This window comes from Collinsella sp. AM44-11 (assembly GCF_003467145.1).
Lineage (GTDB): Bacteria > Actinomycetota > Coriobacteriia > Coriobacteriales > Coriobacteriaceae > Collinsella.
In genome coordinates this window covers 159,232-186,148 of sequence record NZ_QSFE01000002.1, presented here as the reverse complement: position 1 = coordinate 186,148, position 26,917 = coordinate 159,232, and the positions used below count along the sequence as shown (strand labels likewise).

Here is a 26,917-nt window from a genome sequence, read left to right as displayed (position 1 = left end):
GCGATTGCTTATTTAGCAGAGACCTTGCCGCTGGCGTCCTTGACGACCTTCATGGCAGAGACGGGAATAAAGCCCTGCTCCTCGACGAGCTTACCCTGGACGTCGTCGGAAAGCATGAACTCCAGGAAGGCCTTGGTGGCCTCGTCGGCGTCCTTCGCGCAGTACATGTGCTCGGTAGCCCAGATCTTAAAGGAGTCGTCGGTGACATTTGCGCTCTTGGGCTCGACGCCCTCGACCTTAATGGCGTTGAACTTGGAGTCGTCGAAGTGCGAGAAGTCGAGGTAGGAGATGGCGTTGTCGGTGCTGCCCATCTGAGTCTGGACGTCGCCGGACTTGTCGAGCTCGGCGTCGCCCTTAAAGTCGACGGCCTCGTCACCAAAGACGGCGGCCTCGAAAGTGGCGCGGGTACCGGAGCCGGCCTTGCGGTTGAGGACGACGATGGTGGCGTCGTCGCCGCCGACCTCCTTCCAGTTGGTGATCTGGCCGGAGAAGATGCCCTTGAGCTGCTCGAGGGACAGGTCGTCGACCTTGACGTTCTTGGAGACGACGGGGCCCATGCCCACGACGGCGACCTCGTGGTCGACGAGGTTCTTGACCTGGTCGGCCTCGAGCTTGGTCTCGGCGAAGACATCGGAGTTGCCGATGGTGACGGTGCCGGCGGCGACAGCGGTCAGGCCCTTGCCCGAACCGTTGCCCGAACCGGAGACGGAGACATCGGGGTTGGCATCCATGAACTTCTCGGCAGCGGCCTCGACGAGAGCCTGGAACGAGGAAGCGCCGTCGTAGGTCACCTCGCCGGAGACGGACTCGGCAGCAGCGGCGCTACCCTTGTCAGCGGCGCCGGAGGCACCTGAGCCGCCGCAACCAACGAGACCGAGACCGACGATGCTGGCAAGACCACCAGCGAGGCCGAGGAACTGACGACGAGAATAAGCCTGATCGAGCATGATCTTCCTTTCATACATGCGACTCGCGGGCACCCTGCCCGCTTTGCTGTTTGGAAAGATACGGCCTCGATCGGGCAGCGCCCGCGCCAACTGCGGTTTCTTACGGGCATTTGATAGACCCTTACCGCAAGCGCGGCTCGGCTTTACAAACGAATAACAAACCCGCCACCAAGCATGACCCGCCTTTTACACCAATAAAAACAAAGTTGCGGTGAAATAGTTCCTGCTTGGCCATCAAATGGCCCATTCTAGGAACTATTCCACCGCAACTTAAAAAGCCCGGACGAAAGGGGTGCTAAGTTGTTAAAACGCCGCAGCCTTAAAGCTCAAGCTCGTTCAAACGTAAGATCGCCACGATATAAATCTTGAGCGCCTGCTTGAGCTGTTCCTCGTTGGCGCACTCGTTGGGACCGTGCATCTGGCCGCCCCACTCGGGCAGCTCCAGACCGGTCTCCTCGGGGCCAAACGAGACGGCGCGGGCAAAGTTGCGCGCGTACGTGCCGCCGCCCATGGCAAAGGGCTCAGCATGCTTGCCCGTAAACTCGTTATAGGTATCAATAAGCGCCTTCACGGCCGGATCGTCGGCAGAGACCGAGAACGGCACCTTCGCACGACCCACACGGCACGTCACGCCAAAACGGCCCACGAGCGGATCGAGCTGCTCGCGGATGGTATCGGCACTCGTGCTGTCGGGGAAGCGCACGTCGATGACCTGCTCAATATGGCCATCCGCCACGCGGATGACGCCAGCGTTGCAGGTAAGCGGGCCAAACGCCGGACTCGTCGCATCGATACCCAGGCCGCGACCATAGGCGTCCGCATGCACAAAGGCCAGGAACTTGACGAACTCGTGCTCGGCAGGCGTCAGCAGGCGCTCGTCGCGTGCACCAAACGCGTCCTCGGCCTCGCGCAGATACGCCACGATCAGCCCGACGGCGTTGATGGTGCCCTCAGGCATCGAAGCGTGGCCGCCAATACCGTGGGCGAAAATCTGCGCATGCCCGTTATCAAGCGCCGTGATCTCCAGGCGGTCGGCGTTCTCAACGGGCGCCGGCAGCTCATCGGCGGCAATCGCGAGCTCGCAGATGGACTGCGACGGAATGGCATTGCTCGCCTCGGAGCCGCTCCACGACACGATGCGCCCGCCGTCGATCTTGGGACTCACGAACGTCGCCCCAAACTGGCCCTTCTCGGCATTGCAGACAGGAAACTCGGCATCGGGCGTAAACAAAAAGTCGGGGTCTGCGTGGTTCTCCAGATAATGGTGAACGTCGGACATGCCCACTTCCTCATCGCAGCCCAGCAGCGCGCGGAAAGTATAGCGCGGGGTAATGCCGTGCTTGAGCAGATAGGCGCCGGCGTAGAGCGACAGCACCGCCGGACCCTTGTCGTCGATAACGCCGCGGCCGAGCAGCCAGCCCTCGCGACGCTCCATCGCAAACGGGTCGGTGTTCCAGCCCGGGCCGGCGGGCACCACGTCCACGTGGCAGATGGTCGCGAGCTGCTTGTCGCCGCGGCCAGGGATATCGGCAATGCCCACATAGCCCTCGTCGTCGCTCGTCTGATAGCCAAGCTTCTGCGCGATGCCGAGCGCACAGTCGAGCGCGTCACGGACCGGGCGGCCAAACGGCGCGCCGGGCTCTGCATCGGCAGAAACTGCCACGGACGGATAGCTCACCAGCTGCTCGATATCGGCGACGACATCTTCCCAGACCTCGTCGACATACTCAGCGACGCTCTGCTCCACCTGATTCATAGACTGCCTCCTTACCAATGAGCGGCAAGCGTACCCGCCCCTCACATTTAGTTCCTAGATAGAGAAAAGTTTAGCAAGCTCGGCCACCGAGTGCACCACTGCATCGGCACCCGCCGCCTCATGCTCACCCGGCGCCGCCGCGCCCGAATAGATGCCGATGCACGGCACGCCCATCGCGTGCGCGCCCTCGACGTCGTTAAAGCGATCGCCGATCATCACGGCATCGTCCGCCGTCGCGCCGAGCGCCGCCAGGGCATCGCGAACCGAATCGGCCTTGGTCTCGCGCCCCTGCGGCGGATTCATGCCAACCACGGCTTCGAACTGAGAAAGACCAAGCTCATGCACCATGTCGATGCATTTGGCCTCCATGCGTGACGTCGCCACGGCCATACGCTTGCCCCGGGCGGCCAACTCATCCAGCAGCTCGGGAATCCCATCGAACACGGGGTACTCCTCCGGTCCCAGCTCATCAAAAAAGGCGCGGTACTCGTCGGCCACCACAAGCGACTCCTCGCGGGAAAAGCCGTAAAAGTCGTGAAAGCTCTTCCACAGGGGCGGCCCGATCATGCGGCGCAGATCACCCATCTGCGTCTCCGAAAACCCGCGCGCAGCCAGCGTCTTGCGCGTCGAGGTCATCACTGCCCGACCCGTATCGGCCACCGTGCCGTCAAAATCGAACAGCACAACCGGCCGCTCGCAAAGTTGCAATGCCGCCATCGGCACCCTTCTTCCCCAGTTGATGATTTCCACACCACCGCTTCAAACTGTTGACTATTCAACAATTGAACCTAGCAATGTAGAGCAACTCCACTATACTTGTCGCACTTTGCTTTCAGAAGGCGGCGCTGCCGCGCCCCAACGAAAGGTGCAATTATGTCTTTTGCCATCATAACCGACTCCACGTCGGACATCTCCCCCGCCCGTGCCCAAGAGCTCGGCATTTACGTGATTCCGCTGCATGTGATTATCGAGGGCGAGGACCTGCTCGACCAGGTGCAGATTACCGCCGAGGAATACGTCGCCCGCATGGCTGGCTCCGAGCAGCTGCCGCACACCTCGCAGCCGAGCGCCGGCGAGTTCAAGGCGCTGTTTGACCGCGTACGCGCCGATGGCCACGACAGCGCGATCTTTATCTCGCTGTGCAGCGAGTGGTCCGCCTGCTATTCCAACGCATGCCTGGTCGCCGAGACCCACGAGCTCGACGTGCGCTGCATCGATTCGCGCACCGGCTCGGGCGCCGAGGGCCTGCTGGTGGAGTACGCGCTGGCTATGCGCGAGGACGGCCGCAGCCTGGACGAGACCGAGGCGCAGATCCGCGCGGCCCTGCCCGACGCCCACCTGCTGCTGATTCCCCGCACGCTCGAGAACCTCGTTAAGAACGGCCGCGCGCCCAAGCTTGCCGGCCAGCTCACGCAGATGCTCAACATTCGCCTGGCCGTTTCGCCGGAGTGGAAATCGGGCGAGATCAAGGCCATCAAAAAGGGCCGCGGCGCCAAGCGCATCGTCGCCAACACCATGGCAGATTGCCTCGCGTTTTTGGACGAGCACCCGGGCTCAAGCGTGCGTGTGCTCACGACCGGCGCCGCCGAGGAGCAGGAACTTGTCAACGAGGCACTCGCGGGCCAGGATTACGTAGACGCCGGCACCGGCCCCATCGGCTGCACCATCGCCACCCATGTAGGCGTCGACGCCATCGCCATCAGCTACTGCCCCCGCTACCAGCCCATCCACTAGGGGCACCTTTACCACTTGCGGTGGAATAGGAACTGTTTTTGGCTTATCAGCCGCAAATCAATCCCTATTCCACCGCAACTTAGAAATCGGCGATCAGCCCAGCGGACCCTGAAACAGTTCCTGATGAGTGCCCATTCTCACCAGCCTAATCACTGGGTTAGTCTTATGGGGAAGATAAAGAACGACCACATCGACCAAGCCATCGGATAGGTGGAAATCGATGTGGCCGTTGTAGTTTCCGCCCGGGTTTGAGAGCTCGTGGGCGCCATACTCCGCCGGAAGTGACCCATGAGCCACAAGCTCTGCAACCGCCGCTTTAAACTCACTTTTTAGCTGCGGATGCATGCGCATCGTTCGTTTGTAGTCCACCTTAAATTGAGCCTCGACTTTAATCTCGAACATCGCTATTCCTCATCGAGGAATGACATAAGCTCATCAGCGTTATTGAATGACAGGCTATCGTCCGGCAAAATCCCCAGCTCATGAGCCTCGGCGATCACCATGGCGCGCCTCGTCACCTCGTTGGGCACCTCCGCCCTTCCTACAATCTCAAAAGGAATCTTTCGCTGATTTACCAGCTGCCGAACGGCAAGATTGAGATAGGAATTGAGGCTGAGGCCGACCGAATCCAAGAACTCAGTCGCCTGCTCCTTGAGCCCCTCTTCGATTCGAACCGTCGTAGGCTTAACTGTTGCTGTAGACATTTGCGACCTCCTCGCCCTCGTCTTTTACACCAGTATACCCAATATAAATGGCAATCTGATGTTAGATAACATCAGATTGCCATGCGTATTCATGTCGCGTGGGCACGATTGATCTACATCAGCCCGCTGAGCGCAATGTCAACGGCCTCGTTGAGGTCGTCGGTAATGTGTACCAGATCCGGATCGAGCGGGCTAATCATACCGGTGCTCATCACCGGGCCGTTGAGCCAGTCGAATAGGCCCTGCCAGTACTCGGTGCCCACCAGCACGAGCGGCATGCGCTTGACCTTGTGCGTCTGCACCAGCGTGAGAACCTCGAACATCTCGTCGAGCGTGCCAAAGCCGCCGGGAAATACGATGGCGCCCGAGCTGTACTTAACGAACATGGTTTTGCGCACAAAGAAGTAGCGGAAGTCCATGCCGAGGTTCACGTATTTATTGAGCCCCTGCTCGTGCGGAAGCTCGATACCCAAGCCGACCGACTTGCCGTTGGCGCTCGCCGCTCCCCTGTTGGCCGCCTCCATGACGCCGGGACCACCGCCGGTGATAACCGCCACGCCGCGCTGGGCGATCTTGCGGCCAACGGCGCGTGCCGCCTTGTAGAGCGGATCGGTCTTGGGCGTGCGGGCACTGCCGAAGATGGTCACCGCAGGACCAAGCTCGGCAAGTGCGCCAAAACCATCAACGAACTCTGCCTGAATGCGCAGCACGCGCCAGGGGTCGGTGTGCAACCAGTCGGTCGAGTCCTCGGGCGCCAGCAGGTTGGCGTAGGTGTTGTCCTTGGGAATCATGGGGCCGCGCATGACCACGGGGCCGCGGCGGTACGTCTCGTCGTAGGCAGGCTCGCCCTCGACGTTCTCATTCTTAATCATGGGTACTCCTATCGAGAAAAAGAAAAGCGGGCGGGGTCGACGCCATGCGTCAAACACCCGCCCGAACATCAACTATTCGGTATGGTACCCACGATGCATCAAGTGCTTGCAAGCTATCGGTCATCGGTCGCGCAAGCGGTGTTAGCAAACGTGATGACCGGCCGGCGCTCGCCCCTTGCCGTTGCCCGCGCTCTGCAAGCGCCCGTGCTGCTCTTAGTAATCCACCGCCGCAGGGCTGTTCATCCAGTCGCTCACGAACGCGCCGTAGCGGCCCTCGATAATGGCCTGGCGGGCCCGCTGCATAAGGTTGAGCAGGTAGTAGATGTTGTGCATCGAAAGCAGAATGCCGCCGAGCATCTCCTTCTGCGTGACCATGTGACGGATGAGCGCACGGCTGTAACCGCCCGTGCACACCGGGCAGGTGCAGGTGGGATCGATGGGACCGTCGTCGTGCGCAAAGCGAGCGTTGCGGAAGTTGAGGCGACCCTCGCTGGAGAATGCCGTGCCCATACGGCCGGTGCGCGTCGGCAGCACGCAGTCAAACATGTCGATGCCCACGCCAACGCCGCGCACGAGCGTGGTCGGGTTGCCGACACCCATCAGGTAGCGCGGCTTATGCTTGGGCATGTACTCGCTCACGAGCGGCGCCAGGGTCTCGAACATGGTCTCGTGATCCTCGCCCACCGAATAGCCACCGATACCATAGCCCGGGAAGTCGCCGCACTCCTCCAGATGGCGCAGCGAACGCAGGCGCAGATCCAGGTGCATGCCGCCCTGAACGATGCCAAAGAGCGCCTGGTCATCGCGGGTATGCGCCTTATAGCAGCGCTCGGCCCACATGCTCGACAGCTCAACGGCGCGCTCAACGTAGGCGCGCGTGGCGGGATAGCCCGGGCACTGGTCGAGCTGCATGCAGATATCGGAGCCGAGTTTCATGGCGATTTCCATGTTGTCCTCGGGCGTCCAAAACACGTGGCGGCCGTCGTAATCGTTGACGATAAAGCGCACGCCCTCATCGGTGAGCTTGACGGCATCGTTGTGGCTGAAGACCTGGAAACCGCCCGAGTCGGTGAGGATGGGGCCGTGCCAGTTCATGAACTTGTGCAGGCCGCCCAGCTCGGCGATGGTATCCTCGCCGGGACGCATGGACAGATGATAGGTATTGGCGAGCACGATCTGGGCGCCGAGCTTCTTGACAGTCTCGGTAGGAATGCCCTTGACGTTTGCCTTGGTGCCCACGGGCATAAAGATCGGCGTCTCGATGTCGCCGTGCGGGGTGTGCAGCACGCCGGCGCGCGCGTGCGTCGTCGGATCCTCGGCAATCAGGTCGAATTTAAAAAGGTTCTGGTCCATAAACTGGAACTCCTTGGTTGCGGTTCATACGCAAACCATTATACGGGCAACCCGCAAGAAGCACCGACTCGACAGAAACTGGTGCGAGGAGGATACGGCAGGGACACGGCAAATGAGCGTGGATTTTTGGACGCTTACCGGATGAGCGTGGATAATCTCCCACTTTTGCCCAAAGCACAGCCCAAAAACGGGAGATTATCCACTTTCATTCTGCGGGCACTCATTTAAGTACGTCCCCGATGAGTGGAGCTATTTACCAGCCACGCCAACGCCGATGTTTTGGCAACGCCGATGTTTTGACAACGTCAGCGAGCGGTCACCAGGGCGAACAAATTGGCATGAAAAGAGGGCGGCATTGACCTTCTGGTCATGCCGCCCTCTTTGAATGACAAGTTGTCGCCCTGGTGACCGCGCAGCGTCGACCCGTTACGCGGTTTGGTAAAACCGCGTAACCCTACGGACGCTGGCCCATGCCACCCTCGAGGGTGACGGTCTCGCCGTTCATATACTTAAAGTCGGGACCGCAGAGCTGAACGACAACGCGGCCGATTTCCTTCTCGACGTCGCCGTAGTGGCCTGCCGGCGGCATGTGGACGTTGGCCTTGAACGCCTCGGGATAGGCATCTTGGAAGTTCTCGAGCGCGGCGGTCCAAGCAAGCGGGCAAACGATATTGACGTTGATGCCGTCCTTGCCCCACTCGTTGGCGGCAACGCGAGTCAGACCACGGATACCCTCCTTGGCGGCGGCATAGCTGCACTGACCATAGTTGCCAAACAGGCCGGCGCCCGAGGCAAAGTTGACCACGGAGCCCTTGGTCTCCTTCAGGTGCGGATAGGCCTTCTGCATGTACAGATAGGTGGCATACAGACCGGAATAAATGGCCAGGTTAAACTGATCCATGGTGTGGTCGGCGATGGTAACACCCGAGGCGCTGGCCTGAGCATTGTTGACGACGGCGTCGATGCGGCCGAACTCCTCAATAGCCTTGTCGATGACGTTCTGGACGACGGCCTCGTTGTCCTGACCAGCCGAGACATCGGCCTGAACAGGCAGAACCTTGACGCCGTACTCGGCCTCGAGGGATTCCTTGGCAGCCTCGAGCTTGGCAACGTTGCGGCCGGTAATGACGAGGTTTGCGCCCTCCTTGGCAAAAGCGATATCGATACCGTAGCCGATGGAGCCGGCGGAGCCGTCCTTGAGCGTGGCCTTGCCGCCGCCGGTGACGATCACGGTCTTACCAGTGAAAAGTCCCATATAAAGTCCTTTCAAATCGCGACGGGCCTGCCCGTCGACTGCGCGCATCCAACTTCACGCGCCAAAAGCTGAAATGCAACTTTAGCGGGTTCAAGTGAAAAATAAAGCCCATGGCAGGCGAACGGCGCAACGTCTTTCGGCGAAGGGAATGTCAAGTACAAACTGGATAAAGTGGCCGAGTTTTTGCTATCGACGCGAGCCATCGAACACGTTTTGAAACTTTGCTGCAGCGCGCGGGATGTCGGCGCGAGACTTTATCATAGGGTGACAAACAACGATGAGGAGCACATGCCTATGACAGACGAGCTGGACCCCCAGACTCAACAGCATATTGATGATTCCGCAGACGTCACTGCAGATGCCGACGCTGTGACCTGCGATGATATTGACCTCGACGGCCCATTCTTGGACGAAAGCGCTACGGCGGAAACCCCTGGCGCCGAAGATGCAGACGAGCAAAACGACGATGCGCCCGCTCAGGACGACCGCCCCGTACAGGATGCTGCTCCGCAAGCTGCGGGCCCTATCGAGGTTTCTTCGGAAGAAGAGCTCGACGCCGTCATGGACTCCATGATGGATGCCGTCAAAGCGATGAAAGACGCCGTGGCCGACGCTGACGTTGACGCCGAGGAAGAGGAGGCCGCCGAGGCAGCCTCGACCTTCGTACCCGGCGAGACTCCGGTTGCCGACCAGGGCAGCACCATGCCCTCGTTTCTGCAGCTCGAGCATCCCACGATTGGCGCCGATGCGGTCGACCCGCACGCAGCAGGCTTTTCTGTGATCGAGGGCGGTACCGGCAATATCGCCGTGCCGCAGGCTGCCGATGCGGACGCTGCCGACACCGCTCGCCCGACCGCCCCGCACTCCTCCGCCGCGAGCCGCGATCTGGGGACCGCTGTCTCGAACACTGCGAACGCCGTGGGCACCTTTATCGCCCAGGGCGCCTCGGCCATGCGCGAGATGAACGCCGCGAAAAAGGCACTTGCCGATGCCCGCGCTCACCTGGCCGAACTTGAGCAGCGCATTGCCGATCAGGCCGAGGAACTCGAGACGCGCCAGGATATCGCAGGCCGCTACGACCAGATCGTCGCCGACCAGCGCCAGGCGATTGCCACGGCCCAAAAGACTGCAGCGGCCGCCGAGATTGACCGTGATGCCCACGCCTCCAAAGCGACAGAGCTCAAGGGTCAGCTCGAACAAATGAAGACAGAGGATGACGCGACTGAGCTCCGTCTGAAGGCCGCGCTCGATGCCGTGGAGGCCCGCGAGGCGAGCTCGCGCGAGACCGGCAACCGCCTCGTTCGACGTCTTGAGGATTCCAAGCGCATCCGCGACAAGGTGAAGGCAGAGCGAGACGCCGGCATTGCCGCCGCACAACAAACCGTCGACGCCACGCGCGCCCAGCTCGAGACGCTGCGTCATGAGTATGCCGAGCTGCAACGCAATCCCTCGGCAAATCCCGCCAACTATACGGTGCGCACCAGCGAGCTCTCGATGCAGATTTCCGACACGGCAGATGCCCTGCGTAAAGCCGAAGAAGATGTCCCGCGCATCACCGCCGACCTTGAGCATTCACTTGCCGCAGCCGAGCAGGCCGTCGAGCAGGCTCAAGCCCCTATCGCCGACGCAAAACGCGCGCACCAAGCCGTGACGACCGAAGCCGATGCCGCGCGCGACGAGCTGCAGACGGCGAAGACTGCCGCCGCGACTCGTCAGCGCGAACTGCGCGAGAAGATCACTGCCGAGGACAAGGCACGCCGCGACCAGGAGCAGACCATCGCCAACGCCCAAGCAGATGCCGCACATGCACAGTCGATCATCGAACAGGCGACCGAAGTGCACGACCACCCAGAGATCACTGAGTCGCTTGCAGGATCCTTGGCCCGAGACAAAGCCGAACACGCCGAGACCGAGCGAGAAGTCGCCCAGCTCGAGGCCACCGAGGACGCGGTGCGCGAACGTACCCGCGACTCACGCATCAAATTCACCGGCGCCATCGTCTGCATCGTCGCCGCAATCCTGGCGATCATCCTAGTCTGGCTGTTCGCAAGCAAGTAGTCATTGGGGACGTTCTTAAACGACTAGTCAAACAAGAACGTCCCCAACGACTAGCCCAATGACGAGAGTGGATAATCTCCCACTTTGAGCCCCCAAGCAGGCCAAAAACGGGAGATTATCCACTCTCATTCTGCAGGCACTCATTTAAGTACGTCCCCAATGAGTACCTGCCGATGCTTTGGCAAAGTCAGCGAAAACGCCCCTGAGCGAGCAAGGTGACGTGAAAGAGGGGGGCATTGACCTTCTGGTCATGCCCGACGATTGAACATCAGATTGCCGCTTAGGGGGGTTTGCAGCGTCGGCCGGTTACGGCGTTTGTAAAACGCCGTAACCTACAAAATGAGCATCGCGTCGCCAAAGCTGAAGAAGCGGTAGCGCTCTTCGATAGCAGCGGCGTAGGCATCCATGATCTGGTCGCGGGTGGCAAGCGCGCTTACGAGCATCATGAGCGTGGAGCGCGGCACGTGGAAGTTCGTGATCAGCGCGTCGACCACGTGATAGGTCGAGCCGGGCATGAGGTAAAGCTGCGTCGTGGCGTTCTCGCGCGCCACGATGTCGCCGCGGCCGAGCGTGTCGGCACCGTCCTCGCGGCCTTCAAAATAGCGCGCCGTCACAGCCGGATCGGACACCGGCGCGTCCGCGTCAAACGCACTCTCGAGCGAGCGCACCGCGGTGGTGCCGACGGCGATCACACGATGACCCTCGGCCTTCGCCTTATGCACGGCGTCGACAACCTCCTGCGACACGTGGTAGCGCTCGGTGTGCATGACGTGCTGCGTAGGGTCGTCCTCCTCCACCAAGCGGAAGGTATCGATGCCCACCTCGAGCTCGACGGCGGCAAACTTCGCGCCCTTGGCCTCGATAGCGGCCATGAGCTCGGGAGTAAAGTGCAGACCCGCCGTAGGAGCGGCAGCCGAGTGCTCCTCCTTCATGGCGTAGACGGTCTGGTACTTCTCGGGATCGCCCTCGTAATCGGTAATGTAGGGCGGCAGCGGCACGTGACCGGCAGCATGAATGGCCTCGTCGAGCGTGCGCGGCTCGCCGGCGGCATTGCAGCCGGCCGGCTCAAAGCGCACCAGACGGCCTCCGCGGCTATCGGTGACAAAGTCGATGACCTCGGCCGTCAGCACCACGGGAGCCCCCTCGGGCGCATGGGCGCCACCGGCGCGATACTCAATCTGAGCACCGGGCTTCAGGCGCTTACCCGGCTTGACCAGGCACTCCCAAACGTGGCCCAGCGGGTCAACATCCTCACGGCGCTTGAGCAGCAGCGTCTCGACCACGCCACCCGAGCCGGCTTTGCGACCGATCAGGCGGGCCGGCATCACACGCGTCTTGTTGATGACGAGCACATCGCCCGGCTCGATATAGTCGATGATGTCGCGGAAGATGCGGTGCTCAACGGTACCGCCGTGCTCCAGCGGCTTCCCCGCCTGGGAGCCTTTGCGATCCACCACCAGCAGGCGGCAGGAGTCGCGCGGCTCGGCAGGAGCCTGGGCAATCAGTTCCTCAGGAAGGTTGTAGTCAAAATCATCGGTACGCATAGACACGTCGGATACTCCTTATATAGCTAAAGTCCGCTCTACATCCTAGCAGGCTGACGTCCCAAACGAACTACTTTTTGGCGGCTTTGCGCTCGTCGCGGATGCGGGCGCGGTCCATGGCCGCCTCGACAGCAGAAAAGCGGCAGCCGCAGTAGTTCTGTCGATACATGCCCAGTTCGCGCGAACGGCGCGTAGCCTCGGGATAATACGGGCGAAAATCGCGAATCACCGGGGTGAGCCCATGGGCGGCCGCCAAACGCTCAAGCACGTCATTGCAGGTGTCGAACAGCTGATACGGCGAGACGGCGAGCGTCGTACCCACATATTCAAACCTGCGCTCCTGGGCAACGCGGCATGCCTCGGCCAAGCGCAAGGCATAGCACGAGCGACAGCGACGGGGCCGATCGGCACCCAGCGGGGCCACGCCGGCCTCCCAGCGCTCGCGGTCCTCCCCCGCCTCGATGAGCTCGATGTCGCCATCGGCACACCACCGGCGCAGCTCGTCCAGACGCCGCCGCCATTCATCGCGCGGTTGAATATTGGGATTGGTCCAGCAAATCGTGGGCTCAAACCCCTCCTCGCGCAGCAGGCGAACCGGCTCAAGCGAGCATGGTGCACAGCACGCATGCAGCAACAACGACTTCATCGACATCCCCGTCCCAGAAAACTCACACCGACATCATGGCAGCTAAAATAGCCCCGTCCCAAAAAGACTACTTTGCGAAAAAGCGCACGCCAAAGGACGTATCCTCGCAGGCGACGATACGGCGGTCGCGCAGAATGGTCCGCACGTAATACCAATCACCCACACAGCCCGACAAGTGCAGACCAGCCGCCAGGTAGCACAGCAGCGGATAGTCCGAGAACGCAAACCCCAGGGCAAATGCTGTCGTCACAACAACCGTCGGCGCCAGGCAAACCGCCATGTACCGCCGGCGCGAATACACAACGCCCTCGGCGCAGGCATAGATCATCGCCGTCTCGCGATTCGCCCCAAAGGTCACCTGCGCGCCCGCAGGCGCCAGCAGCTTAAAAAACACCGCATGCACCAGCTCGTGCACGGCAAACGATGCCATTGAGACCGCAGCCAAGCCGACTATCCAGCCCACGACAGCCATCCAGCCGCCCGCCTCAGCCGCGTCCAAGTCCGCAGGCCCGCCCAACAGCATAAACACCGGCACCAGGCACACGGCAAACACCGCGATCACGGCCATCCCCCACACGAAGCAAGCGTGTAGAAAATCCTCGTCCTCAAACGCATGTATGTTGGAAATCTCATTCATAGCATCTTAGGATAGCGCCCCTGCCACGCACCCGCCCGCATGTGCGATAATGTCGAACGATATGCACGAATTGACCACCGCGCCGCCGAACCCCGTGCCCGGCCGCGCTCTTACCTATATGCGAAGGAGTCCCATGGCATCCAAATACTCCATGAACGACCGTCCCAGCTGGCCGCGCCGCGCCATCGTTACCGCCGGCGAGCCTTACGGCAACAAAGGCCTGCACTTTGGCCACGTCGGCGGCGTCTTTGTCCCGGCCGACTTCTTTGCCCGCTTCCTTCGCGACCGCCTGGGCCGCGAGAACGTCATCTTCACCTCGGGCACCGACTGCTACGGCTCGCCCATCATGGAGAGCTACCGCAAGCTCAAGGAGAATGAAGGCTACGATAAGTCCATCGGCGAGTATGTCGAGTCCAATCACTCCCGCCAGGCCGCGACCCTCAACAACTACAACATCAGCTGTGACATCTACGGCGGCTCGGGCCTTGAGCCGGCTGCGCAGATTCACAACGAGGTGACCGCGGAGATTATCGAGCGTCTGCACGAGCAGGGCACCATCTCCAAGCGCTCCACGCTGCAGTTCTACGATGCCAAGGCCGGCACGTTCCTCAACGGCCGCCAGGTCATCGGCCGCTGCCCCATCCAGGGCTGCAAGTCCGAGAAGGCTTATGCCGACGAGTGCGATCTGGGCCACCAGTTTGAGCCCGAGGAGCTCATCGCGCCCAAGAGCCAGCTCACCGGCGAGGTGCCCGAGCTGCGCCCGGTCGACAATCTCTACTTTGATCTGCCGGCCTACCTCGACTTTATGAAGACCTATACCGCCAAGCTCGCCCAGAACCCGCAGGTTCGCTCCGTGGTCTCCAAGACCATGGAGGAGTGGCTGCTGCCGGCTCAGCTCTACATCCAGAACAAGTTCCGCGAGGCCTTCGATGCCGTCGAGGACCAGCTCCCCGAGCACACCGTGCTGGAGCCCGAGGGCAACAAGAGCAGCTTTACCGTCACCTTCCCCAGCTGGAAGGAGCGCGACGACGCCCACGCGGTGCTCGCCAACGGCGGCGTGCGCTTCCGCAGCGGCAAGGCGCTCGTGCCCTTCCGCATCACCGGCAACATCGACTGGGGCGTTCCGGTGCCCGAGGTCGACGGCGTGACCGACGTCACCTGCTGGTGCTGGCCCGAGAGCCTGTGGGCGCCCATCAGCTACACTCGCACCGTGCTCGCACGCGATGCCAAGGCCGCCGGCGTGACCGAGGGCGTCGCCGCCCAGGATGCCGCCCTCATGGGCGAGCCCGCCGCCGATTCCACGCAGGTCCCCGCGCCCACCTACCAGCACAGCTCGCTCGACTGGCGCGACTGGTGGTGCTCTGACGACGCGCAGATCTACCAGTTCATCGGTCAGGACAACATCTATTTCTACTGCATCGCGCAAACCGCCATGTGGGAGGCCCTGGGTTGGGACCTTACGCAGAGCACCGTCAGCGCCTGCTACCACCTGCTCTACATGGGCAAAAAGGCCAGCTCGTCCTCGCAGACGCCTCCCCCGCCGGCAGACGACCTGCTCAACCACTACACCTGCGAGCAGATGCGCGCTCACTGGCTGTCGCTCGGCCTGTCCGAGAAGCCAGTGAGCTTTAGCCCCAAGGCATACGACACGCGTGTGACTGGCAAGGACAAGGACGGCAACGAGGTGCGCGCCTGCGACGACAAGCGCGTCATCGATCCGGCCCTTAAGGAGAGCGCCCTTTTGACCGGCGTGTTCAACCGTCTGGCCCGCAGCTGCTTCTACGGCGTCGCCGTCAAGGAGGGCGACGAGAGCCCCTACCGCAACGGCTGCATCCCCGCCGGTGCCGCTTCTGACACCGTGGTCGAAGCCGCCGAGCAGGCAGCTCTCGCCTTTGAGCAAGCCATGTACAAGTTCGAGACGCACCGCGCGCTCGCCGTGTGCGACGACTACCTGCGTGCCGCCAACAAGCGCTGGAGCGACGCCTCTAAGGCCGCCAACAAGCTCGAGGGCGAGCCGGCAAACGCCGCAATGACGCAGGCCCTCGTCGACGCCTTTACCGAGCTGCGCGTGGCGACCGTGCTCATGCACGGCATCGTCCCTGCCGGCTGCGAGCTCATCTGCGAGTACTTCGACGTTGACCCGGTCGCCTTCTTTAGCTGGGATAACATCTTCGCCTCCACGGATGAGTTTGTGGAGAGCCTGGGCGAGAAGCCCGGCGAGCACCGCGTGAAGCCGCTACCCCCGCGCTTCGACTTCTTCAGCAAGCACGAGAGCCAGTACTAAAACACTCGACATGTAATGGAATGGGAAGGAAAGACGGATGTCCAAGCCGCGTCGTCGTAAGCAGAAAAAGCAGGTCAAGGCCGAGCTCAAGCTCAGGCAGTTTGCCGCCACCGAGCTTTCCGACCAGCTTGCCGCCCAACACTCCGCCGCCGATCTGCCGCGCTTTATGGTCGACACGGTCGCCGGCGCCTATGCGCCCGCCGATGCCGAGCTCATGATCAAGGGCTTCGGCGCCGCGGTCACACGCCCGGTCACGCTGCGCGCCAACACGCTCAAGGCGACCGCCGAGGACATCGCCGCCGCGCTCGACGCAGCCGGCATCGCCCACCAAACCGTCGCCTGGTACCCGGACGCTTTCATCCTGCCCGAGGCCCAGGTTTCCGACCTGTGGGACCTCGACATCTACCGCGACGGCAAGATCTACTTGCAAAGTCTGTCGTCCATGATGCCGCCGCTGGTCCTGGGCGCACAGGCAGGCGAGGACATCCTGGACATGTGCGCAGCCCCCGGTGGCAAGACGACGCAGATCGCCGCCCTCACGCAGGGGCAGGCGCACCTTACCGCCTGCGAGATGAGCATTCCCCGCGCCGAGAAGCTCGAAGCCAACCTCCACCGCCAAGGCGCAAAAAACGTGCCCGTCATGCGCATCGACGCACGCGAGCTCGACGAGTTCTTCCGCTTTGACCGCATCCTGCTCGACGCCCCCTGCACCGGCACGGGCACCGTCATCAGCGGCAACGAGAAAAGCCTGCGCGGCCTGACCGAGCAGCTGCTGAGCAAGTGTGCCCGCTCGCAGCGAGCACTTCTGGACCGCGCCATGGGAGCCCTTAAACCGGGCGGCACGCTCGTCTATTCGACTTGTTCGATCTTGCCGCAGGAAAACGAGGACGCCCTGCAAGAGGCCCTCGACAAGCACATGGATTGCGAGCTTATCCCCCTCGACGGCACGCCGAGCGAAAGTGAAACGCGCCGTGCTCAGGAAGTTGGCGAAGAGCCACGCATCGAGTGCAACGCCCTCACCGAGGCCATCGCCGCCAGCCACGTCTCGTCCGTCGCCAACGGTATGCCCGGCACGCTGACCATTCCGCCTAGCCGCGACTTTGAGGGCTTCTACATTGCCCTGATCCGAAAACGCAGCTAGCGCACGGATCCAAAACTCAACAAGCTATCTCTGTGCGCGTTTGCCCTGCTGGTCGCGATGCTGTTTAAGCATCGCGCGCTCCTTGCGTTCGACCCTTTTGCCCTTAATGGCCGTGACCACAAAGTAGATGACCGCGGCGGCAACGATTGCGCCCACACACAGGCCAATCGAGCCCAACATTGCTGTCAATTCCATACCGCGTCACCTCTCTTTTAAACGGGACTTTCAAGATAGCACCTCGATCCCCGCCACCACAGCTCCTTCACGTTCGCCGCCCTTCGGTCTAACGGAGGACGCGGCGGGGAAAAATCAACTCGTCAAACGATTTAGCAAGCACAACGCTGCCGGTACCCTGCCGGCCGTCATCACATAGAATCGAGCCTCCATGGATACCCTCAACGATCTAAACGAGCGCGTCGACGCCTTCGTCGGCACCAGCTCCTTCGACACGCCTGCCGCGGCAAACGACCAAGCTCCCATCGATGTGCCCGCCGAGGTTCACGAAGACATCGTCGCCTCGGTCGATTTCTCCGAGGTCGAGCTCGCAGACGAGTTCACCGAGCCCCAGGTAGCCGTCACGCCCAACGGCCTGCTCCCTATGGAGCCCCTGCCCATCGACGGACGTCTGCGCAAGGCTGCCCTTCGCATGCCCGACGAGATCGAGGAGGCCAGCGGCTTCACGCTCTTCGGCCGCCGCATCAAGTCGTTCATTTACACCACCGATGTCGCGGTTATCCGCAACTCCAACGCCGATGCCGTCTTTGCCGTTTACCCCTTCACGCCGCAGCCGGCCATTACGCAGGCACTGTTGACCGTCGCCGAGTGCCCGGTCTTTGTAGGCGTGGGCGGCGGAACTACGACCGGTAAGCGCTCCGTTCAGATGGCAGCCGTCTCCGAGATGCAGGGCGCGGCGGGCTGTGTGGTCAACTCCCCCGCCACCGCCGAGATGGTCGAGCACATCACCAACATCGCCGACATCCCCGTCATCGCCACGGTCGTACGTTGCGACGACGATGCTCACGCAAAGGTGCGCGCCGGCGCCAAGATTCTTAACATCGCCGCTGGCAAAAACACGCCGCAGGTCCTGCGTGAACTGCGCGAGCACTATCCCAACCTGCCGCTCATCGCGCCGGGCGGCAAGACGCCCGAGAGCATCCGCGAGACCATCGCCGCCGGCGCCAACGCCATCATCTGGACGCCGCCTTCGGCACAGCAGCTACAGACCGACATGATGCAGCGTTATCGCAAGATGAAGGAAGACGCCACGCCCGTTATCTCGCGCGACGATGTGCCCATTATCGACCAGGTCGCCGCCGCCGAAGTCAGCCAGGTCGAGAACATGAATCCCGACGTGCCGATTCCCGACGAGGTCATCGAGCGCGTCGCTTCGATCCACGAGCGCGTCGAGGAGCGTCGCGCCAACCGCGGGCTCAAGCCCTCACTGCACGGCTTTTTCTTCCGAGGAAAGAAACGCTAGCAAAACATCTTGGCCCGCCCCACAAACGTGAGGCGGGCCGTTTTCGTTTGAGCAATCATGCAGCGATGTGATGGGGCAAATTAATCCACGCGCTTGTCGCCCATAAAGAAGAGCGCCACCGTACCAGGTCCGGTATGCGAGCCAATCAGAGTACCGATGTTATTGATCTCAATCTTGCCTTTAAGCTGCGGAACCTGTTCCTCAATCAGCGCCGCAACTGCTTCGGCATCCTCGCGGCACGCCGAGTGCGACATGATGCACTTACCCGAATAATCCGCACCGTCCTGCACGTGTGCCATCATGGTCTTAGCCATCTCGGAAATCGCGCGCTTCTTAGTGCGAATCTTCTCACGTGGCGACAGCTTGCCGTCGCAATCGACCGTCATAAGTGGGCAAATCTTAAGCGCCGTGCCGATGATCGCGCTCGCAGCCGAAATGCGACCGCCGCGCAGGTAGCTCGACAGATCGGTCGAGAAGAACCAGTGGTGCAGGTTGAGCTTATGCTCCTCGATCCAAGCGGCCGTCTCGTCGAGTGAAGCCCCGCTATCGCGCACGTCGGCGGCACATTCCGCCAGCAGGCCAAAGCCCGAAGACGCTGCCAGCGAATCGATGACGCGCACCTTGCCGCCCTGGGGATAGCGATCCGCGAGCATCTGCGCCGCAACGCAGGCCGATCCATACGTGCCCGAAATACCCGACGACAACGTCAGGTGCAGCACGTCTTTGCCCTCGGCAACAAGCGGCTCCCAAAACTCCTCGTACTCACCCACGCTCACCTGAGACGTCTTGGGCATGGCGCCCGCGGATATCTGGGCAAAAAACTCGTCCGGCGTAATCGACTGATACAGATCGTCCGCATAGACAACATCGTCGATCTCGTAATGAAAACACACGACAGGGATATTGCGCGATTCAAAGAACTCCCGAGTTCGATCGGCGGCGGATTCACAGGTCAGGACAAAATCACTCATATGAGGCTCCTTACGTATAGTTATAAAAATTATCGCACAGCAAGCATAAATACGGTACAAATGTCCACTATTTACCAAATAGAGCCAAAGGTGGTGAACATCTTTACCGTCATCATCTCTATCGATCCCGGAGGCATACGTCTGTAAAAGCGACCCTACGTCTCCACCCAACCGCCATATCTACCTCAACTAAATCGATTTACCAAACCGTTCGGCCAACAATTCGACCTCCCATCCCCAATCGAAACAAAAGCGGCGCATACTGATAAACGTTTGACGCTGTTTATCAGTTTTACCAGCTCCATCGGAAGGTGTTTCATGGTCGCATTCGATCGCAATCCGCAAGACTTCAAGTATCTGCGTCTGCTGTCGAGACAATTTCCCACCGAGCAATCCGCGTTTACCGAGATTATCAATCTCTCGGCCATTCTCAACCTGCCCAAAGGCACCGAGCATTTTATGAGCGACGTGCATGGCGAGTACGAAGCCTTTATGCACATCCTCAACAACTGCTCGGGCGTCGTGCGCGAACATGTCGACGAGATTTTTGGCGACACGCTTTCCTTTGACGAAAAGGGCGAGCTGTGCACGCTCATCTACTACCCGCGCGAGAAGATCGACCTGGTCCGCAGCCGGCGCGAAGACTCGCCCACCTGGTACAGGACGATGCTTGACCAGCTCATCATGGTCGCCCGCTCGCTTTCGAGCCGCTATACGCGCTCCAAGGTGCGTAAGGCCATCCCGCGCGATTACGCCTACATCATCGACGAGCTGCTGCACACGCATCCGGACGAGAACAACTATCGCGTGCGCTATCACGAGCGCATCGTGGAGTCCATTCTGGAGACCGCCAGCGCCGACGACTTTATCGAGTCGCTTGCCTCGCTCATCAAGCGCCTGGCCGTCGACCACCTGCACCTGGTGGGCGACATCTTCGACCGCGGCGGCGGCGCGGCCAAGATTATGGACCGCCTGCTCACCTACCATTCGCTCGACATCCAGTGGGGCAACCACGACCTGCTGTGGATGGGCGCCGCTGCCGGCGAGCCCGCCTGCATCGCCACGGTGCTGCGCAACAACCTACGCTACGACAACTACGAGATCCTGGAGAACGACTACGGCATCTCGCTGCGTGAGCTTGTCGCCTTTGCCGATGCCACCTACACCGACGGTGAGCCCATCACCCCGCTGATCAAGGCCATCAACGTGCTGCTCTTTAAGCTCGAGGGCCAGATTATCCAGCGCCACCCCGAGTTCGATATGACCGACCGCCTGTTACTCGACAAGATCGACCACGACACCGGCACGGTCACGCTCGCCGACGGCAGCGTGTGGCCGCTCACGACCAACGACTTCCCCACCGTCGACCCGACGGACCCCTATACGCTCACATCTCAGGAGCAGCACATCATCGACAAGCTCGTGTCCGAGTTTGTCACCGCCGATCACCTGCATCGCCATATCGATTTCCTCTATTCCCACGGCTCGATGTACAAGGTCGCCAACGGCAACCTGCTGTTCCATGGCTGCGTGCCGCTCAACGAAGACGGCACCTTTAGCAGCATGAACTGCCTGGGCACCTGGCACGCTGGCCGCGATTATCTCGATTTTTGCGACCACATCGCCCGCCGCGCCTGGCGCGTGTGCGACCGCGACGCCCTCGACTGGATGTGGTACCTGTGGATTGGCTTTAACTCACCCGCCAGCGGACGCCTGGTGCGTACCTTTGAGCGCGCCTATATCGCCGATAAGAGCACCTGGGTCGAGCCGATGGACCCGTACTTTACGCTTACCAAGTCGCCCTCGGTCTGCGATGACATCATGCGCGAGTTTGGCGTCGTGCCCATGGCATGTTCACCGACCGGCCACATCATCAACGGCCACACGCCCGTTAAAACCACCAAGGGCGAGCAGCCCATCCGCGCCGAGGGCAAACTGCTGGTCATCGATGGCGGCTTCTGCCGCGCTTACCATCCCAAGACGGGTATCGCCGGCTATACGCTCATCTCGAGCTCGCGCGGCTGCCGCCTCAAGTCGCACCGGGCCTTTACGACGGTTGCCGAGGCACTCACGCGCAACGTGGACATCGAAAGCGAGACCAACCGCTTTGACGAGGCCGACCGTCGCCGCATGGTGAGCGACACCGATTCCGGTGCCAAGATCCGCAGCCAGATCCAGGACCTGCGCCAGCTGCTCGATGCATATAGAAACGGTGCTATCGAGGAGCGCGCCTAGCACCACCCGTGGGGATTGGCTAAACTTGCTGAGTTTGTCATCCCCGCGGCGCCCCGGCGCCACCATAAGGCAGGTACCATGCAAAAGCTCCTTGCGCAGATCATGAAGTTTGGCGTCGTCGGCGTCATTGCCACGGTCATCGACTTTGGCATTATGAATCTCCTCCACTACGGTCTGGGCCTCAACATCCTAATCGCCAACACCAGCGGCTTTATCGTCTCACTCATCTTTAATTACGTCGCCAGCATGAAGTACGTGTTTGCGCACAAGGAGGGCATGAGCCGCCGCCGCGAGTTCATTATCTTTGTCGTGCTGTCCATGATTGGTTTGGTGCTCAACGACGGTATCGTGCTGGCGCTCAACGCCGGTCTGGGGCTCGAAGCCAATATCGCCAAGATTTGCGCCACCGCGCTTGTCATGGTCTACAACTTTGTGACCCGAAAGATCTTCCTGGAGGGCGACGAGACCAAGTAACTCGCAACCTTACAGCTTTACGATGCCCACGGATGACGCACGTCGAGCGCTGTGTCGTTCGTGGGCTTTGCTCGTTTACGGGCAAATTTTCAACGTTTGCGGATTAGCACTTGATAATTTGGCGAGTTCGTATAGTTCTTGGCAAAGACCTTACGTTTCCCTTGCAAAAGCTCTAAAGTATCCTCTGCTCGATTCATCAACGCATTGGATGTGATTACGTGCGCAAGGCACTGGCACAACCTCATACTAAGCAGTTCCTCAAGTTCGCTGTCGTGGGCCTTATCTCCTTTGGCATCGACTGGGGTATGCTCATTGCGCTCGTCGAGCTGTTCCACCTCGACTTTTTGATGAGCACCACGGTCTCGTTCATCACGTCCGTCGTGGTCAACTACTGGCTCAGCATGAAGTACGTGTTCGACCATCGCGAGGGCATGAGCCGCAAGCGCGAGTTCACGATCTTCACCATCCTGTCGGTGATCGGCCTGGGCCTCAACGACCTATACATGTTTGTGGGCGTCACGTTTTTGAGCATCGGCTACCAAGCCATGAAGGCCATCGCCACGTTCCTCGTCACCTGGTACAACTACTTCAGCCGCCGCTTCTTCCTCGAGGGCGCACGGTCGTAGTCGATTCGCTATTTGCTTGAATGTATAACCGGTTGGAATTCCCGTTCCAACCGGTTTTTTTGTTTGCCGAGAGACCCGGCGACCCAGTCCCATTCGCATGAAAAACGGGCGGCCCGGATGTTTGTCCGAACCGCCCGTCTGGCGCACTATGTCGAGGTCCCTAGCCTGTAACGTAATACCAGACCACGTTGTCGCCATTGGAGAGAACGTAGTTACCGCAGGCCGTCATGGGCGTTGTGCCGTTGACGGAGTACATCCAGCCGCTCGTGCCACCGTACTGTTTCTCGGCCAAACCACCAATCGCGGAGACATACGTGCCGTACGACGAGCCATGTGCGTTAACGGAAAGGCCCAGCGCGCACAGGGCATCATAGACGGTAGCGCCTTCGTTAAAGGTAAAGGTGCCACCAGAAGACACAGGATTGCCCACAGCGCTCGATGTGACCGAAACCGTCACTGTTACGTAGCTGGACTCCTGCGAGCCGCTCTGGCCGCCCGAGGAGGCGTTTCCACCATTAGAGGATGAGGCTCCATCAGACGACTGTCCACCGCCAGACGCATTGGAAGTATCACCGGCTCCCGTATTTTGGGCAGCGGATTTATCGCCAGACTTCTTGCCGTCCTGGTCCTCGGACTTCTTGTTATCCGAGTTCTTGTCCGATTCCTTGTTTGAAGACCCGGAATCGTCCTTGGACTTGGACTCATCAGAGTGCTTGGACTCATCTTTTGCGTCATTCGATGACTTGGAATCCTTGGAACTGGCCTCGCCCGAAGTCGTAGTCGAGTCAGACCCCTTGGCGTCCTTCGCGACGACGCTCTCCCCCGTCACGGTCTGAATGATCCAGTCGATGGACCAGGCACCGCTTGCGGAAGGATGGACGAAACCCAGCGAGACGACGATCAGAATGGTGCACGCGGCAGTCAGAACGCCGAGGAGCGCCTTGCGGCGAGGGGCGGACGCCGCCGAAGCGGCGCCCTGTTGCTTTGCATCGTCGAACTGAATGAACGAGGAATCTGGTTGCTTGGGGTCAGCGTCCTTGGATTTATTGGACACAGCCCTCACCTACCGACGTTTGGTGAACACGAACACGCCGACGATGGCGAGACCGATGACGCCGGCGGCAACGCCAACAATGGCGAGCGGGTTGGTGCCAGCCTCCTGCTCGGAGGCACTAGAGGACTTCTTAGCAGTGGTCGTGGAAGCAGCACCCGTATCGGACTTGGAATCGGACTTCTTGTCGGACTTGTTGTCCTTCTTATCGGACTTATCGGTGTCCTTCTTGTCGGACTTGTTGTCCTTGGTCTCGGTCTTGGTCGACACCGTCGTCTTGGTCACCGGCTTCTGACCCGGGGCGATAGCGCCGCCGGCCTGCTGGCCCTTAGAGCCGGAGCCGGAACCCGTGCCAGTGCCGGCACCAGCACCAGAACCGTTGCCAGCGCCACCGTTGCCACCATTAGTGCCAGAACCGCCATTGCCGCCAGGGTTAACAGCATTCTTGGTCCACTTGGCATACAGCGTCAGATCGGCCGTCACCGGCGTACTGAAGTCATACGCCTGCGTGCAAGCCTCATCGGTGAACCAACCGCCGAAAGTGTAGCCATCGCGCGTCGGATCGGCCGGCTTGACCAGCTTGCCGTCGGCCGTAGTCTGGAAGTCGACCTTAGAACCCTCGCCAGTCTCAAACGAGACCTTAACGCCACCACTCAGCTTGAAAAGCGTGCCGGAATCGTTGATGTAGTAGAGGCTACCCTTGGCATCGCAGACAATCGGCGAGTCACAGTAATTGTTGTGTCCCGCTGCGCTAAACGCACCGGTCGCCTGTGCGTCACCCATCTTGTAGCGATACACGCCACCGCCCGAGGTGTAGTTCACATAGTCGGAAGTCGCACCATAGTTGACAGTGAAATAAACGTACGTGTCATCCGCCTGGACACTCACGAGCGGTGCGCCCTTGATGCCACCGGCAGGAAGCACGGAGCCATCGGCAGACGAAACCAACGTCGTAGCAAAGTCATTATCAAGGTCGACAATCGCCAGCGCCGAACCGCCAGAAACCTCGCCACCGACAATCAGCTTATTGCCATACAGCGTGGGCATGCAGGCACAACCCGTAAGACCAAGATCGATGACGCGTTCTTCGGAAATGCGCGAAGAGGCCCTTGCGTTTGCGTCCGACAGTGCCAGCACGTGGAGCTTGCCGTCACGCGAGATCACATAGGCATGCTTGCCGTCTTTGGACAGTACACAGCCGGAGTTGACGATGGCACCAACCGAAACGCTGCCGAGCACATCACCCGTCGACTTGCTCAGCATCTCAACGGTACCTGCACTCGTCGGAACCAGAATATAGCCGTCGCCCACTGTAGCGCTCGTCCAGTAGTAGCCCTCATCAGCATTAACATGCTGCCAAGAAACAGCGCCGGTCAGTATATTAATACGCGTCAGATGACCGTTATTGTACGTACTCGTTCCATAGTCGACATCAACGGTGCCAACGTAGAGATAGTTGCCATCGACCGTCAACTGGGAATTTGACTGGGCAGATTTGCTCACAGAGTCAGTGACCCAAACCGTCGTCAGCGTATCGGCCGTCAGAGCCTGGACCGCACCGCCGTCAAGCGGGACGATGACCAAGCCTTTCGTATAAATCGGACGCGTGGTGTAGCCAATCGCAGTCTGAAGGTTCGACTCGGCAAGCACCTTGCCCGACTCGGCGTCGATCTTAAGCAAACGCTTGTTCACGGCAAGGTAAACGTTGCCGTTCACGACAATAGGCTCGCTCGCATTGGGATACGTGGCGCCCGAGTAGGCCCTCCAATCGAACGTCCAAGAGCTTACCAGCGCGCCCGTAGGTGTGGACACGTTCTTGACCACCGCATTGGAATTGCCACTCCAGTCGGCTTTCCAATCGGTCGGGCGCGAAGCGCTCGGATCGACTACGACTTCATCGGGATTAGGAACGGTGTCGCCAGGGGCGTAAGCCCAGACGATTTTGTCGCCCGACTTGAGCACGTAATCGCTATCGAGCTGAGGCCCGGGAACGCCGTTGACAAAGAACGACCATGCACCCGACAGCTCGGTGCCATCAAGCGGGGAGACAAGACTATGAACACCCCAATAACCAAATTGGTCGTACATCTTGGACTCAATGCCAATGGCATCGAAGTAGGCAGCGGAAGCGTCCTTGATCGTCGTGCCCTCGACAAACACCTGCGTCGAAGGATCGGTCCAGCGCTGCGCCTTCTCATCCTTCTTACCGATGATCTCCATTGAAACGGAAACCTGGCCGGGCATGGTTCCATCAAAGCCATAGACCCAGGTAACCTTGTCCCCGGCCTTGAGTGTGTAATTGCCCGCGCCGACATTGGCCGCCTGACCGTTAACGAAGAACTGCCAGAATTTCCAAGTGTTTTCGTTAACTTTCTCGCTCGAAAGCGTCACGGTCTTGTTGAACGGTGAAGTCAGCGACTCGAGATACCAGCCGTACGTGCCTTTCCCCGTTTTGGCGCCAATGCCGGCCTTTTTAAAGGCCTGCTCGGAAAGATCAGCAGCGGTCGCGCCCTCTTCCACCAAAGCTGTCGTGGGCTGCGCCCATGTCTGCTGAGCACCCGAGGTGTCCTGGCCGATAACGGTGCAGCTAACGGAAATCTGATTGGCGGGTGCGGGGTCGCCGTACTTCGAGTAGTACCAGACGACGGAGTCGCCGTCCTTGAGCGTGTAGCCGCCCGCGCCGACCGCGGAGGCGCTGCCGTTGACGAACAGCTGCCAGTACGCGCCGGTCGCCGGGTCGTAGGCGAGCGTGCGGCCCGCGTCGAAGGGCGACGTGATCGAGTTGAGCGCCCAGCCCCAGGAGCCGTTGGGGTCGTAGTCGGCTTTGAGGCCGGCCTGCTTGAAGAGCTGCTCGGAGAGGTCGGCCGCGGTCGAGCCCTCCTTCAGAGCGATCTGCTGCGCGGCGGCCCAGGTCTGCTGGGCGCCCCCGGCGTCGGTGCCGACGACGGAGCACGTGGCAGAGACCTTGACGACGGGCGCGGGGTCACCGTACTTCGAGTAGCACCAGACGACGGAGTCGCCGTCCTTGAGCGTGTAGCCGCCCGCGCCGACCGCGGAGGCGCTGCCGTTGACGAACAGCTGCCAGTACGCGCCGGTCGCCGGGTCGTAGGCGAGCGTGCGGCCCGCGTCGAAGGGCGACGTGATCGAGTTGA

The 26,917-nt window shown here is 60.7% G+C and carries 23 protein-coding genes; 8 read left to right on the top strand and 15 right to left on the bottom strand.

What is annotated here, in order from left to right; genetic code table 11:
• Window positions 1-8: 8 nt before the first annotated feature.
• From DW943_RS02195 to DW943_RS02185, 3 genes are all read right to left on the bottom strand, one after another.
• Complete coding sequence (locus tag DW943_RS02195) at window positions 9-947, bottom strand: phosphate ABC transporter substrate-binding protein (RefSeq protein WP_117862050.1); 939 nt, start codon at window positions 945-947, stop codon at window positions 9-11.
• A 319-nt stretch (window positions 948-1,266) separates the two neighbouring features.
• Entirely contained in the window at window positions 1,267-2,703 is a 1,437-nt protein-coding gene (locus tag DW943_RS02190) for a M20 family metallopeptidase (RefSeq protein ID WP_117862049.1), read from the bottom strand.
• A 54-nt stretch (window positions 2,704-2,757) separates the two neighbouring features.
• Entirely contained in the window at window positions 2,758-3,453 is a 696-nt protein-coding gene (locus DW943_RS02185) for an HAD hydrolase-like protein (protein ID WP_233543573.1), read from the bottom strand.
• 123 nt (window positions 3,454-3,576) lie between these two features.
• Here DW943_RS02185 and DW943_RS02180 point away from each other — a divergent pair, with 123 nt between their 5' ends.
• Window positions 3,577-4,437, top strand: a complete 861-nt coding sequence (locus tag DW943_RS02180) for a DegV family protein (protein ID WP_117735923.1) — start codon at window positions 3,577-3,579, stop codon at window positions 4,435-4,437.
• 93 nt (window positions 4,438-4,530) lie between these two features.
• On the opposite strand, the gene DW943_RS02175 is transcribed toward DW943_RS02180, so the two are convergent.
• The 5 genes from DW943_RS02175 to DW943_RS02155 all read right to left on the bottom strand — a co-directional run bounded on the left by DW943_RS02175 (window position 4,531) and on the right by DW943_RS02155 (window position 8,621).
• Window positions 4,531-4,839, bottom strand: coding sequence for a type II toxin-antitoxin system YafQ family toxin (locus tag DW943_RS02175; RefSeq protein ID WP_055250871.1), 309 nt, complete (start codon window positions 4,837-4,839; stop codon window positions 4,531-4,533).
• Window positions 4,840-4,841: 2 nt separating this feature from the next.
• A complete protein-coding gene (locus DW943_RS02170) occupies window positions 4,842-5,141 on the bottom strand; it encodes a type II toxin-antitoxin system RelB/DinJ family antitoxin (RefSeq protein ID WP_055250873.1) in 300 nt (99 codons plus the stop codon).
• 113 nt (window positions 5,142-5,254) lie between these two features.
• Window positions 5,255-6,013 (bottom strand): TIGR00730 family Rossman fold protein, encoded by a 759-nt coding sequence (locus DW943_RS02165; RefSeq protein WP_117564470.1) that lies wholly within the window; start codon window positions 6,011-6,013, stop codon window positions 5,255-5,257.
• Window positions 6,014-6,226: 213 nt separating this feature from the next.
• A complete protein-coding gene (tgt, locus tag DW943_RS02160; protein ID WP_055250876.1) occupies window positions 6,227-7,366 on the bottom strand; it encodes a tRNA guanosine(34) transglycosylase Tgt in 1,140 nt (379 codons plus the stop codon).
• A 454-nt stretch (window positions 7,367-7,820) separates the two neighbouring features.
• Window positions 7,821-8,621 carry an SDR family NAD(P)-dependent oxidoreductase gene (locus DW943_RS02155; RefSeq protein WP_006235414.1) on the bottom strand — a complete coding sequence of 267 codons (801 nt, stop codon included), beginning with the start codon at window positions 8,619-8,621 and terminating at the stop codon, window positions 7,821-7,823.
• 294 nt (window positions 8,622-8,915) lie between these two features.
• On the opposite strand from DW943_RS02155, the gene DW943_RS02150 reads away from it, so the two are divergent.
• The gene (locus tag DW943_RS02150) at window positions 8,916-10,679 is read left to right on the top strand and encodes a hypothetical protein (protein WP_117862048.1); all 1,764 of its coding nucleotides are present in this window, start codon (window positions 8,916-8,918) and stop codon (window positions 10,677-10,679) included.
• A gap of 332 nt (window positions 10,680-11,011) precedes the next feature.
• On the opposite strand, the gene queA is transcribed toward DW943_RS02150, so the two are convergent.
• The 3 genes from queA to DW943_RS02135 form a co-directional block, all read right to left on the bottom strand.
• A complete protein-coding gene (gene queA / locus DW943_RS02145) occupies window positions 11,012-12,223 on the bottom strand; it encodes a tRNA preQ1(34) S-adenosylmethionine ribosyltransferase-isomerase QueA (protein WP_117639730.1) in 1,212 nt (403 codons plus the stop codon).
• A gap of 70 nt (window positions 12,224-12,293) precedes the next feature.
• Window positions 12,294-12,869, bottom strand: a complete 576-nt coding sequence (locus DW943_RS02140; RefSeq protein WP_117564473.1) for an epoxyqueuosine reductase QueH — start codon at window positions 12,867-12,869, stop codon at window positions 12,294-12,296.
• A gap of 67 nt (window positions 12,870-12,936) precedes the next feature.
• A complete protein-coding gene (locus DW943_RS02135; protein ID WP_117564474.1) occupies window positions 12,937-13,506 on the bottom strand; it encodes a DUF3267 domain-containing protein in 570 nt (189 codons plus the stop codon).
• Window positions 13,507-13,639: 133 nt separating this feature from the next.
• Here DW943_RS02135 and DW943_RS02130 point away from each other — a divergent pair, with 133 nt between their 5' ends.
• Complete coding sequence (locus tag DW943_RS02130; RefSeq protein ID WP_089572112.1) at window positions 13,640-15,790, top strand: methionine--tRNA ligase; 2,151 nt, start codon at window positions 13,640-13,642, stop codon at window positions 15,788-15,790.
• Window positions 15,791-15,827: 37 nt separating this feature from the next.
• Window positions 15,828-16,931 carry an RsmB/NOP family class I SAM-dependent RNA methyltransferase gene (locus DW943_RS02125; protein WP_117639732.1) on the top strand — a complete coding sequence of 368 codons (1,104 nt, stop codon included), beginning with the start codon at window positions 15,828-15,830 and terminating at the stop codon, window positions 16,929-16,931.
• A 24-nt stretch (window positions 16,932-16,955) separates the two neighbouring features.
• Here DW943_RS02125 and DW943_RS10430 read toward each other — a convergent pair whose 3' ends face one another.
• The gene (locus DW943_RS10430) at window positions 16,956-17,126 is read right to left on the bottom strand and encodes a hypothetical protein (RefSeq protein WP_158549278.1); all 171 of its coding nucleotides are present in this window, start codon (window positions 17,124-17,126) and stop codon (window positions 16,956-16,958) included.
• Between the two features lie 190 nt (window positions 17,127-17,316).
• Here DW943_RS10430 and DW943_RS02120 point away from each other — a divergent pair, with 190 nt between their 5' ends.
• The gene (locus tag DW943_RS02120; protein ID WP_117862047.1) at window positions 17,317-18,408 is read left to right on the top strand and encodes a hypothetical protein; all 1,092 of its coding nucleotides are present in this window, start codon (window positions 17,317-17,319) and stop codon (window positions 18,406-18,408) included.
• An 80-nt stretch (window positions 18,409-18,488) separates the two neighbouring features.
• On the opposite strand, the gene DW943_RS02115 is transcribed toward DW943_RS02120, so the two are convergent.
• On the bottom strand, window positions 18,489-19,379 hold the full coding sequence (locus DW943_RS02115; protein ID WP_117639736.1) for a DegV family protein: 891 nt from the start codon (window positions 19,377-19,379) through the stop codon (window positions 18,489-18,491).
• A gap of 318 nt (window positions 19,380-19,697) precedes the next feature.
• On the opposite strand from DW943_RS02115, the gene DW943_RS02110 reads away from it, so the two are divergent.
• The 3 genes from DW943_RS02110 (at window position 19,698) to DW943_RS02100 (ending at window position 22,714) form a co-directional block, all read left to right on the top strand.
• Window positions 19,698-21,614 carry a fructose-1,6-bisphosphatase gene (locus DW943_RS02110; RefSeq protein ID WP_117862046.1) on the top strand — a complete coding sequence of 639 codons (1,917 nt, stop codon included), beginning with the start codon at window positions 19,698-19,700 and terminating at the stop codon, window positions 21,612-21,614.
• A 78-nt stretch (window positions 21,615-21,692) separates the two neighbouring features.
• Entirely contained in the window at window positions 21,693-22,088 is a 396-nt protein-coding gene (locus DW943_RS02105) for a GtrA family protein (RefSeq protein WP_117862045.1), read from the top strand.
• Window positions 22,089-22,306: 218 nt separating this feature from the next.
• A complete protein-coding gene (locus DW943_RS02100; RefSeq protein WP_022095123.1) occupies window positions 22,307-22,714 on the top strand; it encodes a GtrA family protein in 408 nt (135 codons plus the stop codon).
• A 160-nt stretch (window positions 22,715-22,874) separates the two neighbouring features.
• On the opposite strand, the gene DW943_RS02095 is transcribed toward DW943_RS02100, so the two are convergent.
• Both DW943_RS02095 and DW943_RS02090 read right to left on the bottom strand, forming a co-directional pair.
• The gene (locus tag DW943_RS02095) at window positions 22,875-23,768 is read right to left on the bottom strand and encodes a DUF4430 domain-containing protein (protein WP_233543571.1); all 894 of its coding nucleotides are present in this window, start codon (window positions 23,766-23,768) and stop codon (window positions 22,875-22,877) included.
• Between the two features lie 9 nt (window positions 23,769-23,777).
• The coding region (locus DW943_RS02090) for a DUF4430 domain-containing protein (protein WP_199572730.1) at window positions 23,778-26,917 on the bottom strand (3,140 nt) is incomplete at its 5' end.